The sequence below is a fragment of the Shewanella sp. 10N.286.48.B5 genome (assembly GCF_002874355.2).
GTDB lineage: Bacteria > Pseudomonadota > Gammaproteobacteria > Enterobacterales > Shewanellaceae > Shewanella.
This window is the reverse complement of sequence record NZ_MCVG02000001.1, coordinates 3,080,351-3,095,642: the sequence shown is the minus strand read 5'-3', so window position 1 is coordinate 3,095,642 and position 15,292 is coordinate 3,080,351. Positions and strand designations below refer to the sequence as shown.

The 15,292-nt window shown below is 40.4% G+C and carries 15 protein-coding genes; 11 read left to right on the top strand and 4 right to left on the bottom strand.

The window, feature by feature from the left end:
* Nucleotides 1-247 precede the first annotated feature (247 nt).
* A complete protein-coding gene (locus BCU57_RS13265) occupies nucleotides 248-526 on the top strand; it encodes a DUF3081 family protein (protein ID WP_102438547.1) in 279 nt (92 codons plus the stop codon).
* 176 nt (nucleotides 527-702) lie between these two features.
* Here BCU57_RS13265 and BCU57_RS13260 read toward each other — a convergent pair whose 3' ends face one another.
* Complete coding sequence (locus tag BCU57_RS13260) at nucleotides 703-1,323, bottom strand: response regulator transcription factor (RefSeq protein ID WP_102438545.1); 621 nt, start codon at nucleotides 1,321-1,323, stop codon at nucleotides 703-705.
* Between the two features lie 232 nt (nucleotides 1,324-1,555).
* Here BCU57_RS13260 and BCU57_RS13255 point away from each other — a divergent pair, with 232 nt between their 5' ends.
* From BCU57_RS13255 to aroG, 6 genes are all read left to right on the top strand, one after another.
* Nucleotides 1,556-2,896 carry a bactofilin family protein gene (locus tag BCU57_RS13255; RefSeq protein ID WP_102438543.1) on the top strand — a complete coding sequence of 447 codons (1,341 nt, stop codon included), beginning with the start codon at nucleotides 1,556-1,558 and terminating at the stop codon, nucleotides 2,894-2,896.
* 362 nt (nucleotides 2,897-3,258) lie between these two features.
* Nucleotides 3,259-3,597, top strand: a complete 339-nt coding sequence (locus tag BCU57_RS13250) for a P-II family nitrogen regulator (RefSeq protein WP_076539720.1) — start codon at nucleotides 3,259-3,261, stop codon at nucleotides 3,595-3,597.
* A 10-nt stretch (nucleotides 3,598-3,607) separates the two neighbouring features.
* Nucleotides 3,608-4,858, top strand: a complete 1,251-nt coding sequence (locus BCU57_RS13245) for an ammonium transporter (RefSeq protein ID WP_102438541.1) — start codon at nucleotides 3,608-3,610, stop codon at nucleotides 4,856-4,858.
* A gap of 119 nt (nucleotides 4,859-4,977) precedes the next feature.
* Nucleotides 4,978-5,298 carry a hypothetical protein gene (locus BCU57_RS13240; RefSeq protein WP_241900972.1) on the top strand — a complete coding sequence of 107 codons (321 nt, stop codon included), beginning with the start codon at nucleotides 4,978-4,980 and terminating at the stop codon, nucleotides 5,296-5,298.
* Nucleotides 5,299-5,408: 110 nt separating this feature from the next.
* Entirely contained in the window at nucleotides 5,409-6,647 is a 1,239-nt protein-coding gene (locus tag BCU57_RS13235) for a tetratricopeptide repeat protein (RefSeq protein WP_241900971.1), read from the top strand.
* A gap of 339 nt (nucleotides 6,648-6,986) precedes the next feature.
* Nucleotides 6,987-8,039: a 3-deoxy-7-phosphoheptulonate synthase AroG gene (gene aroG, locus BCU57_RS13230; RefSeq protein ID WP_102438539.1), complete on the top strand. Its 1,053-nt coding sequence runs from the start codon at nucleotides 6,987-6,989 to the stop codon at nucleotides 8,037-8,039.
* Nucleotides 8,040-8,081: 42 nt separating this feature from the next.
* On the opposite strand, the gene BCU57_RS13225 is transcribed toward aroG, so the two are convergent.
* Nucleotides 8,082-8,255, bottom strand: coding sequence for a hypothetical protein (locus BCU57_RS13225; RefSeq protein ID WP_102438537.1), 174 nt, complete (start codon nucleotides 8,253-8,255; stop codon nucleotides 8,082-8,084).
* A 369-nt stretch (nucleotides 8,256-8,624) separates the two neighbouring features.
* On the opposite strand from BCU57_RS13225, the gene BCU57_RS13220 reads away from it, so the two are divergent.
* Nucleotides 8,625-10,412, top strand: coding sequence for an ABCB family ABC transporter ATP-binding protein/permease (locus tag BCU57_RS13220; protein WP_102438535.1), 1,788 nt, complete (start codon nucleotides 8,625-8,627; stop codon nucleotides 10,410-10,412).
* 138 nt (nucleotides 10,413-10,550) lie between these two features.
* Entirely contained in the window at nucleotides 10,551-10,799 is a 249-nt protein-coding gene (locus tag BCU57_RS13215) for a hypothetical protein (RefSeq protein ID WP_102438533.1), read from the top strand.
* Between the two features lie 219 nt (nucleotides 10,800-11,018).
* Here BCU57_RS13215 and BCU57_RS13210 read toward each other — a convergent pair whose 3' ends face one another.
* Nucleotides 11,019-11,219, bottom strand: a complete 201-nt coding sequence (locus BCU57_RS13210) for a hypothetical protein (RefSeq protein WP_241900970.1) — start codon at nucleotides 11,217-11,219, stop codon at nucleotides 11,019-11,021.
* A 154-nt stretch (nucleotides 11,220-11,373) separates the two neighbouring features.
* Nucleotides 11,374-12,855, bottom strand: a complete 1,482-nt coding sequence (locus BCU57_RS13205; RefSeq protein WP_102438529.1) for an FMN-binding glutamate synthase family protein — start codon at nucleotides 12,853-12,855, stop codon at nucleotides 11,374-11,376.
* Between the two features lie 317 nt (nucleotides 12,856-13,172).
* Here BCU57_RS13205 and BCU57_RS13200 point away from each other — a divergent pair, with 317 nt between their 5' ends.
* Nucleotides 13,173-13,922: a ferredoxin--NADP reductase gene (locus tag BCU57_RS13200; protein WP_102438527.1), complete on the top strand. Its 750-nt coding sequence runs from the start codon at nucleotides 13,173-13,175 to the stop codon at nucleotides 13,920-13,922.
* 350 nt (nucleotides 13,923-14,272) lie between these two features.
* Nucleotides 14,273-15,292 carry a Fe(3+) ABC transporter substrate-binding protein gene (locus tag BCU57_RS13195; protein WP_102438525.1) on the top strand — a complete coding sequence of 340 codons (1,020 nt, stop codon included), beginning with the start codon at nucleotides 14,273-14,275 and terminating at the stop codon, nucleotides 15,290-15,292.

Genomic DNA, 15,292 nt, shown 5'->3' with positions numbered 1-15,292 from the left:
CGGTGCGGGAAAATAGTTACCTGCACCGTTTTATATAAATTAAAAGCGGTGCAGCGCGGCATTCACACACTGATTCAATTTGATACACCATCTTCATATAAAATTTGTCTTTCTCAGGACTAACTCACAGTCTTGTTACTGCATTATTTTACACTGATTGTTTTGAGCCACCTTAAGCGCGCATTCGTATTGATTGCTTTGTCTATTAGGTGTTTAGTGAACAGGTTTTCTTTGTAAGGATGTAGTGATGAAAAATGCCATTGATATATATGAAGCGCTAAAAGTATTTAATAAGATAACCGACATGGGGCAAAAGCTGGCCGCTGCAGATGGCGACAACTCTAGCTATGAACTATGTGGCTTAAATGCGCAAACAGGCTTTGATGGCTACACAATTATTCTTAGTGACGGCCGAACCTCTTTAACGATTTATTTCCATAATAAATATCAATTTGATTACCCAGATAATGCTGCGTTTGATAATTTTATGGCGCGTTTTGCTGAGGTGATGAAGTACTCAGTATAAACAGCACTATGTCACCAAAAAAATTTTGCGCTTTAGTTGCGCTTTGCTGCACGCTAAAGCTTACCTAAGTGCAATTAATGTTATTTTCTGTAGTTAATTCTCAAAGCTGTTAACTCGCACCATTTAACAGCTAGCGTTACAAATTAGCAGTGAGCTAATTATATACATTTAAATTTTTAAACTTGTGCAAAGGTGTAAGAAAGCTGCCCACGGCTGGATATTTTGGTTTTTTTGAACATATTCTGAATATGCATTTTTACTGTATTAATCGATATGCCTAAATTGGCAGCGATTTCATCATTGGTTAAGCCTTGGCATATCAGGGTTAATACCTGCTGCTCTTTCTTGGTCGTTAATGACAGTAATTCATTCTGGCGTTGGGTATTGGGTTGTCGTTTCTTTGATTGAATATAACGTGACATGGCATCGTGGCTGAAATAAAGCTTATTAGCATTAATGCTTTTAAGGGCTTCAATAATGTCAACTTCAGTTGCGGCCAATGGGAGTGCGCCATGGAATCCATTAGAGATAAGTAAAGTTTCACACTCAGTATCTAGTTGAGGGCAAAAGACTAAATGCTTACCTGTTGTAAGAATATCAGCTGAAATTAAATAGGCGTGTTTATGAGGGGCTTCTAAATAGTGAATAAGAAATTTTGGCCTTTTATCGGCAGCTTTACAGGCAAAGTTTAGTGAGTCATAGAAGGCGGTTTCAATATTGAGTAATCCTGAGATTTTAGATACTTGCAGGGCCTGTGGTTCTGGAAGTTGTTTAAAAATCACATCTGAAAAAATCATTTCGGCTACATCCCTGTTATTTGGGCTACTATTGAAAATCCGTTCAATAGCAAATTTATATATTAAAGACAGGCTCTTTTACTAATAGCCGATACATTAAACTATTAAGTTTTACTTTTAAAGCGAAAAGCTCGGAATTGACCTGCAACTTGTGTAAAAGAAATGTTATTTGTTGTTTTAATAAAGTTGGTTTAGTATATGTCAAAATTAATAATAAAGGAAACTGATTGGTATGAATAACAAAGGAAATGGGGTTACTTTTATTGGCCCTGATACTTCATTGGATGGAGATATGACTGTACAGGGACCTGCTTTGGTTGCCGGTAAAGTTAAAGGTGTTATTCGTTCAACAGACCAAGTTAAAATTGAAGTTGGTGGCGAAATTGACGGTGAGCTTTTTTGTCAAGAATTAAGAGTTTGTGGTGAATTTAAAGGTAAATTACATTGCAACAGTTTAGTGATTGTAAGCTCTGGTGTAGTTGAAGGTGATGTATCTAGCCATAAAATGGAAATTTATGATGGTGGTCAATTTTTAGGTGCCAGAACCAAGGGCCCTGAAGAAGGCGTATTACCCCAAGCAACTGTTGAAGATAAGCCAGAAGCACAAGTCACAGAAGCCTATGCTTTCCCAAAGACTGAAGCGCCTGTTGCAGAGGCGCCGATAGCTCAAGCTGCAAATAAGGGACATTTTAACAATCTTAAGCCAGAGCCTGTAGTAAAAACTACCGTAGCGGTTCAGGTGAAAACAGATGTTAATAAAGCCGAACCTAAGAAAGTCGATGTTAAGGCTGAACCTGCACCTGCCACAACTCAGATTAAACCACAGACTCTTGCAGAAATTAATTCACAGACCAGTGGTAGTAGCGCTGCAACTGCAAATTCTCGAGTAGAGCCTCAAGTAAATACAGATGCTCATAATAACCCGAAGCCAGTTGCAGAACCTAAGCCTAAGTCAAAACTTGAGATTAAGCCGCAACCGAATCCTCAAGCTCAACTTGCTGCAGCAGAAGCGGCGAGAAAGGCTCAAGAGAAATCATCAGGTTCAGGTGCTAAGCTATTTGTCGCGGCTATCGCTGTTGCTGCAATTGCTGGCGCGGTTTATAAAAAAGATGAATTGACTCAATTGATTGAATCAAAGTCTGTTACAGCTTCAGTGGTGAAACCGGCAACGACGGTTATTGATATTGAACCACAGCAAATACAGCCAGCAGAAAACCAAATTGAACTTGCTAAGGCAGATGAAGTACTTGAGCCTTCAGTTAGTGTTGCGCTTACCACTGATATTGACGAGTCTGAAATTGTGACTACTGCAAATGATGCGCCTGACTCGGCAATTGAAATGCAAGCAACTGCATCAGCTGAAACAGAAGCAGAACTTGAAGTGACAGAAACTGCTTTAGCTGATGAAACTGAAGACTTGCTTGTCAGTGTGAATGAGGCTGTTGTAGCAGTTGAAGATGAAGTGGTCAGTCAGCCTCAAGTTGATAGCTTAATGGCAGATCTACTCGCTGAAGAGACGACTGATGAGGTTGCAAGTTCAGCAGAAGCAACTGACACGGTTGGCAGCTTATAAATTTTTAAAAGCTAATCTGCAAATAAAAAGGCCTTCATTAGAAGGTCTTTTTATTTATGCTTTCTTTAATGTGTTTATTTTTATATCAGTAACATCCCCCCCTTCCGCACAGCTTTTCTTTGTTCATTTTGACACTTTTTTAACTGCGTAATTCTTATTATCAAGTATTCAAATAGTTATAAACGCTTCGCTCTAATGTTGTGCGCGCCAAATTAAAGTTGCACCTTATTAGTGCATGAAAAGACTTTTTTATTTAACTTATATTTTAAAATGCTATACGAATCATGGTTTTACATGATTGGCCTGATGATTGAATTGTATTTGTAAACAAATTTATAACAATCACACTTTTGGAGGTCGAGATGAAACTCGTCAGCGCTATCATCAAGCCATTTAAATTGGATGATGTCCGTGAAGCTATTGCAAGCATGGGCATTGAAGGAATGACTGTTACCGAAGTAAAAGGTTTCGGTCGTCAAAAAGGTCACACTGAGCTATATCGTGGCGCAGAATACCAAGTCGACTTTCTTCCTAAAGTGAAGTTGGAAATTGCTACTAAAGCAGAAAACTTAGATATGTTAATTGAAGCCATTACGACAGCGGCTCATACCGGCAAGATTGGCGATGGCAAAATTTTTGTTACTGATCTTGAGCAAGCTATCCGTATCCGTACGGGTGAGCTAGATAACGAAGCACTATAAGGGGAATGTAATGGAAGAGTTAGCAACGTTAGGCACAACCGTCACCGAATTACGTTTCGCATTAGATACGTTTTATTTTCTAATATCAGGTGCGTTTGTCATGTGGATGGCAGCAGGTTTTGCAATGCTTGAGGCGGGCTTAGTTCGTTCAAAAAATACCACAGAAATTTTAACTAAAAATGTATGTTTATATTCAATCGCCTGTGTGATGTTCCTGTTAGTGGGTTACAACATCATGTATGTCGATAACACTGAAGGTGGCTGGTTACCATCATTTGGTTCATTAATTGGCTCACAAGCCGCTGATGCAGATCATGCGCTGGAGTCTGACTTCTTCTTCCAAGTTGTATTTGTTGCAACGGCAATGTCAATTGTGTCTGGTGCAGTTGCAGAGCGAATGAAGCTTTGGTCTTTCTTAATCTTTGCAGTGGTATTAACCGCGGTTATCTACCCAATTGAAGGTTACTGGACTTGGGGCGGTGGCTTCCTTTCTGCTGCTGGTTTCGTTGACTTCGCTGGTAGTGGTATTGTACATATGGCCGGTGCAGCAGCAGCTATCTCAGGAGTACTATTACTGGGTGCTCGTAAAGGTAAGTATGGCCCAAATGGTGAAGTTCATCCTATCCCAGGTTCAAACTTACCAATGGCGACATTAGGTATGTTTATCTTATGGATGGGTTGGTTTGGCTTTAACGGTGGTTCACAATTATTAGTCTCAGACGCAGAAAATGCTTCAGCAGTGGCTAAGATTTTTGTAAACACTAACTCAGCAGCCGCTTTCGGTGCAGTTTCAGCATTATTAGTTTGTAAAGTTGTCTGGGGTAAGGCTGACCTAACCATGATTTTAAATGGTGCATTAGCGGGCTTAGTGGCTATTACAGCAGACCCATTATCACCTTCACTATTAATGTCAGGTGTCATTGGTATCGTCGCTGGTGGTGTGGTTATCTTCTCAATTGTTGCCTTTGACCGCATTAAAATTGATGACCCAGTAGGTGCAATCTCTGTACATGGTGTTGCCGGTTTCCTAGGTCTAATGCTAGTACCATTATCAAATGCTGATGCAAACTTTGGTGCTCAGTTATATGGCGCAGCAGTTATCTTTGCTTGGGTATTCTCAGCTTCATTCGTAGTATGGTTTATCCTTAAAGCGACAGTGGGTATCCGTGTTACTGAAGAAGAAGAGTACAACGGTATGGATGCATCTGACTGTGGTGTTGATGCTTACCCAGAGTTTGTTTCAATCAAATCAGCTGGATAATAGATTGCTTTAAACACTGAGCATGTTAAAACTAAAAGCAGAACCTTAGGGTTCTGCTTTTTTGTGACTCTTAAAAAGTGAACAAGTGTGACGAGTGAATAAGTGCAATGAGGTTTAACATGGTTAATTACTTTCAAGTATTGATGATTGCTTTACTTATCAGTATCAGCTTTTTCGCCACTGCGGGAAAAGTGGTTGTGAGAAAGACATCTGAACCATTTGACGCTTTTGCAATACGAAATCAAGTTCAGCAGGACTATCAATGGCAGCAAATGCTCAAAATGCAGCAGCAAATTAATATTTTACAAGCTCTGCCGAATGGCTGTTTGGTATTCGCTGCGCCATACCGTTATTTTAATTGCGCCGGTAATTCCTACCGACCATACACCTATCAAAACCAAGAGGTGTTTATTCAAATTGACCCGCCAGTTGCCAAGTAATAATGAAATTCAAATATTCGCCACTGGCTTAAGCTTTTTACATTCATCTTTTGTAACTTTTTCAAAATCGCAATTCTGCCACTAACTTCTATGCTTAATGATAGGCTTTTATGTGGGGTAGAATTATGTTGCATCATGATGACGTTTCTTCGAAAAATTCATTAATAATTCAATCTTTTGGTTTTTCACGCCTTAATCTCTGTTTTTATTTACTAATATTGATTTTTATTTCAGGCTGCTCTAGCACGTCGAGTATCAATAAAGCCAAGGTTAATGTCAGTGGCTTATTTAACGATAGTTATTTTAATGAGGTAGATATTCCCGCTACAGCAGAGATTTACAATTTACCTGATGAGATAGTTACTGAAATACAGCGTGATTTTGCTCGCTCAGGTGGCGTTAACGGCCTTAAAATACCGGTAAACCTTTGGCTTGCTGAATACATCAATGCTCAAGAGGGGGGCTTTGAATATCGAGATCACTACACCCGAATGGCCAGCGTGACAGCCCTTGAGCGGGCGGGTAACTGCATGTCGCTGGTGGTACTGACAACTGCTATCGCACAGGTACTTGATGTCCCTGTAAAGTTTCAAGATATTGATGTAGAACCCATATGGGATAGAAGGGGAGGTTTTTACCTCGTAAATGGTCACGTAAATATGAAACTACTGCACCGTGACGCTCCCAATAGTATTAGTCTTCACGGTTCGGACATATTAGTGGATTTTTTGCCTGAGCGCTCAATACGCTCATACCGTGTTAAGCAAATTAATAAACAAACCTTATCTGGAATGTACTTTAATAATGTTGCAGCAGAAGCATTAGTACGCGGTGACTACGACTTAGCGTATGCATTGGTAAAACGGGCTATTGAGTTAGACCCGTATCACGTCAATAGTATTAACACTCTGGCGGTGATTTATCGTCATAAAGGATTAGATGAACGGGCAGAAAAAGCCTATCGCTATGTGCTTCAGTTAGAACCTAAAAATATCACTACCCTGTATAATCTTGCATTAATATTAGGTGAGCAAGAGCGACTAGAAGAGTGGAAACAGGTTCATAAAATTCTTGAATTAGCCCGCATTAATAACCCATTCTATTACTTTGATATGGCCCAAGAGGCGTATTTTGAAAAGCAATATCAAGAAGCCTTAGTGTGGTACAAACGTGCGGTTGAACGGGCGGATTACCGCCATGAGTTTTATTTTGGTTTGTCCCGTGCCTACTGGGCAACAGGTGATCAAAGACGTGCCAAGAAAACCATGCAAAAGGCGCTAGATCTTAGCCATGATGAGACCAATCAAGATCGTTATAAAGGTAAGCTGCAAGCTATGATGCGCCATTAATATAATAAGGCCTAGTTACTTTAGCCACTTACAGCGTGTTAGCTGCAAGTGGTTTTTTATTGCTTGATATATTTTGATAGCAATAATCGAAGGAACAGACTCAAGATTAAAGCGAATTGAATTGAAGATAATTTTAGAAATGAATGAATTTATTAGATATTTTATATTTTGAATATGAAAGCTATTTAATAACAGTAATTTAAATTGAATAATTTGATAAAACCGTAGATTGGATGTTTTATTGTATGCTAGTGTTTGAAATATAAAGCTGTCCGTAATGCTTTACTGCTCAACGTTTAACGTTGGCATAAATAACTGTTTGCTGGAGTTGTATAAACTATGTATTACAAAAATGATGACGTTAGAATTGATGAGATAAAAGAATTATTGCCCCCAATTGCTATTTTAGAGCGATTTCCGGCGTCAGAAGCAGCATCAGCAACAGTGTTTAATGCACGAGATAGCATTCATAGAATTTTAAACAAACAAGATGATCGCTTACTTGTTGTTATTGGCCCTTGTTCAATACATGATCCCGTCGCAGCTTTAGATTATGGCAAGCGTTTAATTGCTCTACGTGAGCAATTTAAAGATCAACTAGAAATTGTAATGCGTGTTTACTTCGAAAAGCCTCGTACTACGGTAGGTTGGAAAGGGCTGATCAATGATCCTTACATGGACAATAGCTTTAAGCTTAATGACGGCCTACGAACAGCGCGTAAATTATTGGTCGATTTGAATGAATCTGGCATACCAGCCGCCGGTGAGTTTCTTGATATGATCACGCCGCAATATGTGGCAGATATGATGTGTTGGGGAGCCATCGGTGCCCGTACTACAGAGTCACAAGTGCACCGTGAGCTTGCTTCAGGTTTATCGAGCCCTGTAGGCTTTAAAAATGGTACTGATGGCACCATTAAAGTGGCGATTGACGCGATTGGTGCAGCAAGTGCTCCGCACCACTTTTTGTCAGTCACCAAGTTTGGTCACTCAGCTATTGTATCCACGAAAGGTAATCCAGATTGCCATATTATTCTGCGCGGCGGTAAAGAGCCTAATTATAGCCAACCTCATGTTAGTGCTATTGAAACTCAATTAGAGAACGCCAAATTGCCTGCTAACATTATGATTGATTTTAGCCACGCTAACAGCAGTAAAGACTTTAATAAACAGATGCTAGTGGCTGAAGATGTTGCTGGGCAAATTAGCCAAGGCAATCACAATATTTTTGGGGTGATGGTTGAAAGCAACATTGAAGAAGGCCGCCAAGATCTCGTGGTCGGCAAGGAGTTGTGTTACGGCCAAAGCATAACTGATGCATGTATTGGCTGGAGTGATACTGAAAAGCTATTAGCCACGTTAAATCAAAGCGTATTAAATCGCCGCGGCTAACAGTGCTGCTTGTCTCCAATAATTAAGGCGCTTTTTAGCGCCTTAATTATTGCTATTAGCTAAATATTCATTGGCTTTTGCAAGGCTACCAAAAGCAGAAATAAGATTATTTCTTCCCTTATCCTGAAGCTCAGGGTTACCAGACTCAATCATCATCCACACCCAAGTTTGAATTAATTGCATTGGTGGAGCCTGCGTTTTTGCTGCGTCTAACATATTGCGTCCTTTGAACTGGGAATAAAGGTGAATGATTAATGGAAATCGCTAACAAGTAACGAGTAAAGAGTAGCAAATTCTTTTTCGTTGCAGAACTGTAAACCAAGCTGATTTTGCAATATTTTGTGTTTTTTTGCTAAAAAATAACCTTTGATACTAGCAAATGATAATATCTGTAAGTCTAAAGTGCTATTAGCGTCGATATTAAACGCTATGATGATTTAATTTTGGCTGCTTAAAACAAATTCTTTAGTCTTGCTCAAATCAAGTCACACTAAATTGGCGACTAAGTGTTAACTTAGTGTGGTGGCAAAAGTAAAAGCTAGTTTCGCAATAAACATTCTTAAATTTAATCATTGGTGGTAATGAATGAGACCGTCGGCGTATTTTGATGGACCAGTAGGCAAGCTTAATTGGAAAGTCGTTGGGTTATTAGTGCCCTACTTATTTGAGTTTAAAGGTCGCATCTTTTTGGCGATGCTGTGTTTGGTCATTGCCAAACTTGCTAGTGTTGGTTTGCCATTTATTTTAAAAGACTTAGTCGACAGTTTAGATGGCCAACGCACCGCAGCTATTGTTGCTGTGCCTATTGCATTAGTGCTTGCATATGGCGGGGTGCGCTTTTTAAATGTAGTCATTGGCGAAATTCGTGACACCTTGTTTGGTCGGGTGACTGAAAGAGCCATTCGCCGTTTAGGCTTGAGCGTATTTGAGCATTTGCACCGCCTAGATCTTGATTTTCATTTAGACAGACGAACCGGCGGGTTATCAAGAGATATTGAGCGCGGCACCAGTGGTGTGAGTTTTCTGATGCGCTTTATGGTGTTCAATATTGTGCCGACATTATTAGAAATTGCTTTAGTGGTTGGCATTTTCCTTTATAAGTACGGTGTTGGCTTTGCGCTTATTACCTTGGTTGCCGTGGTTGCTTATATTGGTTATTCAATTGTGGCCACTGAGTGGCGCACCGGCTATGTTAGGGATGCTGCAAGGGCTGACTCTTTATCGAATACTCGCGCCATCGACAGCTTATTAAATTATGAAACAGTTAAATACTTTAATAATGAGCAATATGAGTCAAATCGCTATGATTCTGCACTAGAGCAGTGGGAGGTCGCAAAACGTAAAAACCGTCTATCATTATTTGCTTTGAATGCGGGCCAAGCGTTAATCATCGCTGTGGCGATGACGGCGATGATGTGGCTAGCCGCTTCAGAAGTTACCGCAGGTAATATGAGCTTAGGTGATTTTGTATTAATTAATGCTTTTATGATGCAGCTGTTTATCCCGTTAAATTTCTTGGGTTTTGTGTATCGTGAAATACGCGGGGCACTGGCTAATATTGAGCGGATGTTTGATTTATTGGATAAAGTGCCCAGCATTAATGATAAAGCGAATGCCACAGATATCTCGCCAACGATTGGCGCGTTGTCATTTCATGATGTGAACTTTAATTACGATAACAGACCCATTCTTAAAGGGGTGAGCTTCACTGTACCAGCGGGACAAAAAGTCGCAGTGGTGGGTGAAAGCGGCGCCGGAAAATCCACTTTAATAAAACTGTTGTTTCGCTTTTATGATGTAAACTCTGGCGCTATTAGTATCGATGGCACAGATGTTAGAGGCCTATCGCAACAAGCGCTGCGGCAATCTATTGCAATCGTCCCTCAAGATACTGTTTTGTTTAACGATAGCATTTTTCAAAATATCCAATATGGTCGCCCTGATGCGACTGAAGCTGAAGTTAAAAGTGCAGTAGCGCTGGCGAATTTAACTGAGTTTATTGAGTCATTACCACAGCGCTGGGATACTAAAGTCGGCGAGCGCGGTCTTAAACTTTCAGGCGGAGAAAAGCAGCGCGTTTCCATTGCCAGAGCAATATTAAAAGCTGCGCCGATACTAGTCTTTGATGAAGCGACATCATCTTTGGACAGTAAATCAGAGCAAGCAATATTAACGGCGATAAAAGATGCTGCTAAAGGTCATACGAGTTTGGTGGTGGCACATCGATTATCCACCATTATTGATGCCGATAAAATTGTGGTACTTAAAGATGGAATGGTGGCTGAACAAGGGACCCATAACACCTTGTTAGCGCTTAATGGGGTCTATGCCAAACTATGGAAAATTCAAAATGAGCAGGCGCTCTCCCTCTGATAAGTGGCTGTTAGCAGTTTTATCTCTTTGATAGTGGCGTTTTTGTGTATAATTAGTATTAATTGCCTTGAAAGGATTGAGTTCGTATAGGTAAGTAGGAAGTTAGTTGGTAATTAAATCTAGGTATGGAGGTCGTGGGTGCAAAACATTTCTTTAATAGCAGCCTTAGAAGGTACACAACATAAAGTGACTACTGATTGGTTTGCAATTATGGCAACGCTTGAAAATCGAGAAATGAATCAAGATGAACTACAAACTGTTTATGATGAGTTGTGCGCAGGATTGATTGTTACCACTCGCGGTTTAACCTTGGCTAAAATCAATGACAATAACAGTGAAGATAGTTTACTAAAAGCCGATGATAGTGCCGAAGATGTTTTTATTTAAATCACCGACTAGTCATGTTTAGCTGCGAATATAGTAGCTAAATAGCCATCAAGCTTAAATTACCACAAGTTTCCAAGCCAGAAAAAGCAATCTAATTGCTTTTTCTGCTAACTATAATCTGTTATTGACCTTTGGTGGATTTAGCCTATTAAGGGAATGCTTTTAGCGCTCACCACTGTTATAGCAAAGACTTAAATAGTGCGATTTATTAACGGCTTATTAAGCGTTTTTAGACCAACTATTACAAACCATTTTAATGATTGACTCAGCGTTAGCATCAAGGGTTAATCGTCTGATTTCGCCTTGGTTAAAACAGATTTTCTCACCTTCAATTTCTGACATCCTTTCGCAGTTATTACAGGTTAATGATATTGTCTTTGCAGACATCATTGGCGTCATTAATGAATGTGATACTTTCAAATGTAAACCCTTTTGATAAAAGCTTGCTCTAAGTCACGATTTTACACCTAAATGAGGCTTAGTTCAAAATTAGAACTGGCCAATTAATTAGCGATAAGTCTAATAGCTATAATACGGCTACTGGTATAAGTGCTGCGGATCATGTGCGTCCAAATCAGTATTGCCGATAAAACTTATCTAATGAAATAGATACGCCACTGTCAGTGACTATTCTCGCATGATGGCGGGTTAATTGTCTTGGCTCACTCACCCCACAAGAATGAGCAATAACCTTTAAATCATAATGCAGTGAGCGATTGTAGCTTGCCACTCTTGCCGACTTATTGCGCGGATCTAAGCCTTGCTGTAATTTTTTGTTATGGGTCGTGATACCCGTTGGGCAGGTGTCTTTGTTGCATTGCAATGCTTGAATGCAGCCTAAAGCAAACATATTACCTCTCGCTGAGGCAATAAAGTCTGCCCCCGTTGCCAGTGCCCACGCCACTTGCGAGGGCAGCACCATTTTACCGCTGGCAATAATTTTTATGCGTTGTTTGAGGCCTTTGTGTTTTAACAGGTTAACTAAAATTGGCAGGCTTTCTTTAAGCGGTAAACCCACATGGTCCATTAATGCCTGCGGCGCAGCGCCAGTGCCGCCCTCTGAGCTGTCTAAAGTAAAAAAATCCGGCGCGTGTTCAATGCCTCGTAGCAGTATTTCTTCACATAAATTAATGAGCCATTGCTCGTCTCCAACGACGGCTTTGATACCTGTGGGTTTACCGGTGATATTACGGATATGCGCGACCATATCCAGAATATCGCCGACCTGATTAAATTCAGGATGGCCATTGGGGCTTATTGAGTCTTCCCCAACAGGAATGCCTCTAATGGCGGCGATCTCACTGGTGACCTTAAGGCCAGGTAGGATCCCGCCTTTACCGGGTTTTGCGCCTTGGCTTAACTTAATCTCAAACATTTTTACCTGATCATGGGCTGCGATTTGCTCAAGTTTTTGATCATCCAATAACCCTTGCTCATTACGTACACCATATTTGGCGGTACCAATTTGAAATACTAAGTCACAGTTACCTTTAAGGTGATGTTCACTTAATCCGCCTTCGCCAGTATTTAACCAGCAACCCGCTTGGGCCGCGCCATGGGATAGCGCAGTAATCGCTGGGCGCGAGAGCGCACCAAAACTCATCGCAGATATATGGCATACTTTCGCTGTCGCATAGGGATGAGTACAGTTTGTACCAATGGTGATGACAGCGTCATTATGTTCATCAGAATCGTATTTAGGAAAGGCCGCATTTAAAAACATAATGCTGCCAGTTTTATCGTGGCTTTGGGTTGAGCCAAAGGCAATGGTGCGGTTTATGCCTTTGGCAGCGCGATAAACCCAACTGCGTTCGGCGCGATTAAAGGGCAATTCTTCTCGATCTTGGGCAAAAAAATACTGCCTGAAAAATTCACCCTGTTTTTCAAATAAGTATCTAAATCTGCCAATAACTGGATAGTTATGCCTAATCGCTTGCTTGGTTTGTAATTTATCTGCGAGATACATATAAATTATCGCGATAAAGAACAGTGCGATAAACGCAAGAAATAATCCCGTAAAAACTTCTAATCCCCAAATAAACCAATTCTTCTGCATTTTTGTTCCTTAAAAATGATCTGTTTGATGCAAATTTGACGCTAGCCTGTGATTATCTGCGTTTATTTTAACCAGATATGCAGATTTATGACTATCCTCAGTATGGCTGATGGGGGATATTTATGACAAAAAATTTGACCTTGTTCTAGCTAAGTATAAGTAAGCGATAGAGTTTGATTGCTATTAAAACAGTTTTACCCAGCTATTGCCGAAGGCGTTGATCAAACCTATAGTTTAATACAGTAAGGTCTAGCCAAATGTTGTTTAAAGACCCTGCCAGTAGATAAATAGCAGATCTAAAATCAAGGAATTACCCTATGTGGACAACTGGTACTGTAATTGAACGTATAGATTGGAATGACAAGTTGTTTTCGCTGCGTATTCGCGCCGATGTTGAGCCATTTATTGCCGGTCAGTTTATTAAACTGAGTCAGATGCGTGACGATAAGCGCATTGCTAGAGCCTACTCTATCGTTAACCCACCCGGTAAAGATTATGTCGAAGTGCTGGCCGTCGCTGTTGAAGATGGTCAGTTATCTCCAGATTTACAGGCACTTAAAATTGGCGATAACATCGAAGTAACCACCAAGGCATCAGGCTTTATGACTTTAGATGAAATCCCCTCAGGGGCACTTCAAGGCCCTGATTTGTGGTTTTTGGCAACTGGCACTGCCGTGGGGCCTTTTATATCGATTATGGAAACAGCAGAGCCGTGGCAACGGTTTGAAAAAGTGGTGCTGGTGTACGGTGTGCGGATGATTGCAGACTTGGCTTATTTACCCCAATTACAAGCGCTGCAGCAACAATATCCCGAAAAATTTGAACTGATACCTATTGTCACTCGTGAAGAATATAAAGACGGCTTATCTTGTCGTATCCCTGATGGGTTAAGTAGCGGTCTCATTGAACAAGCGGCTGGAGTTACCTTGTCGCAAGATAACTCACAAGTACTTATTTGTGGTAATCCAGGAATGATTTCTGATGCGCAAACGGTACTAATAGAAAAGGGGTTAGTGAAGAATCTACGTCGAGCACCAGGGCAAATTACCGTCGAAAAATATTGGTAGCCTGCTTTTAAATAGACTTTCGTTAGCGAGTAACTAGCGAGCTGTAGCTTGTTAGTATTTCGGCAGTAACATTGCTGTAACTCGCATTATCAATGGCTAAACTGTTTATTCGCTTGCTGCGAAAAGCGCAGAAGCTGTAATTAATGCAGTACATTTAAAAAATATATTTTAATCTTAGTTAGCTTATATCCTTAAACAATACTTGCTCCTTAGATAGTGATCTATTACTCTTATCGCAATTGATAACTGTTATCATTTCTATAAGCAGTTACTCGTTAGTATTATGAAAGTCCCCCTGTACGGGGCCATTATGCTGATAAAAAGTAACGCAACGCCAAGGAGAATTTGGAATGAAGTCGTTTAAGCGTCTGGCACTGTTAGGATTAGCAGCAGTATCGTCACTAAGTTCAATTTCAGCAACCGCTGCTGAAGATCTTACTATCTATTCTTATCGTCAAGCTTTTCTAGTAGAACCCATTTTAGCGCAATTTACCGAACAGACTGGCATCAAGGTGAATGTGGTTTTTGCCAAAGATGGCATCGCTGAGCGTATTGCTCGTGAAGGGCGCTTATCTCCTGCAGATCTAGTGTTAACCTCTGACTTTTCTCGTTTAATGGAACTCGTTGATAAAAAATTAGTTGTTGATGTGAATAGCGAGACTTTAAATCACAATATCCCGGCCCAATACCGCTCACCGAGTAACGATTGGTACGCATTAACCATGCGGGTACGTAATGTTTATTCTTCAAAAGAGCGTTTAGGTAAGCTAGATATTAATTATGAAGATTTAGCCTCTGAGCAATATAAAGGCAAAATCTGTACTCGTAGTTTCAAGCACCCTTATAACATTGCCCTGGTTGCTTCAATGATTGCCCATCACGGTGAAGCTGAAACCAAAACGTGGTTAGAAGGGCTTAAAGCCAATTTAGCTCGTAAACCACAAGGCAATGATCGCGCGCAAGTTAAAGCGGTAAACGAAGGTTTATGTGATATCGCCTTAGGTAACAGTTATTACTTTGGTAAGATGATTAAGGACCCTAAGCAAAAAAGCTGGGCTGAATCAGTGGAAATCAACTTCCCTAACCAAGATAACCGCGGTGCCCATATAAATGTTTCAGGTATGGCACTAGCTAAGTTTGCCCCAAACAAAGATAATGCTATAAAATTGATGGAATTTTTATCATCTAATGTAGCTCAAAGTCTTTACGCAGAAGTCAACATGGAATATCCGGTAAAAGCCGATGTTGCCCCTTCTGACATGGTAGCCTCTTGGGGGGACTTCAATGCAGATAGTCTTCCAATCTTTAAGCTAGCAGAAAACCATCAAGCGGCAGTGAAGCTAATTGATGAAGTAAAATTTGATCTGTAA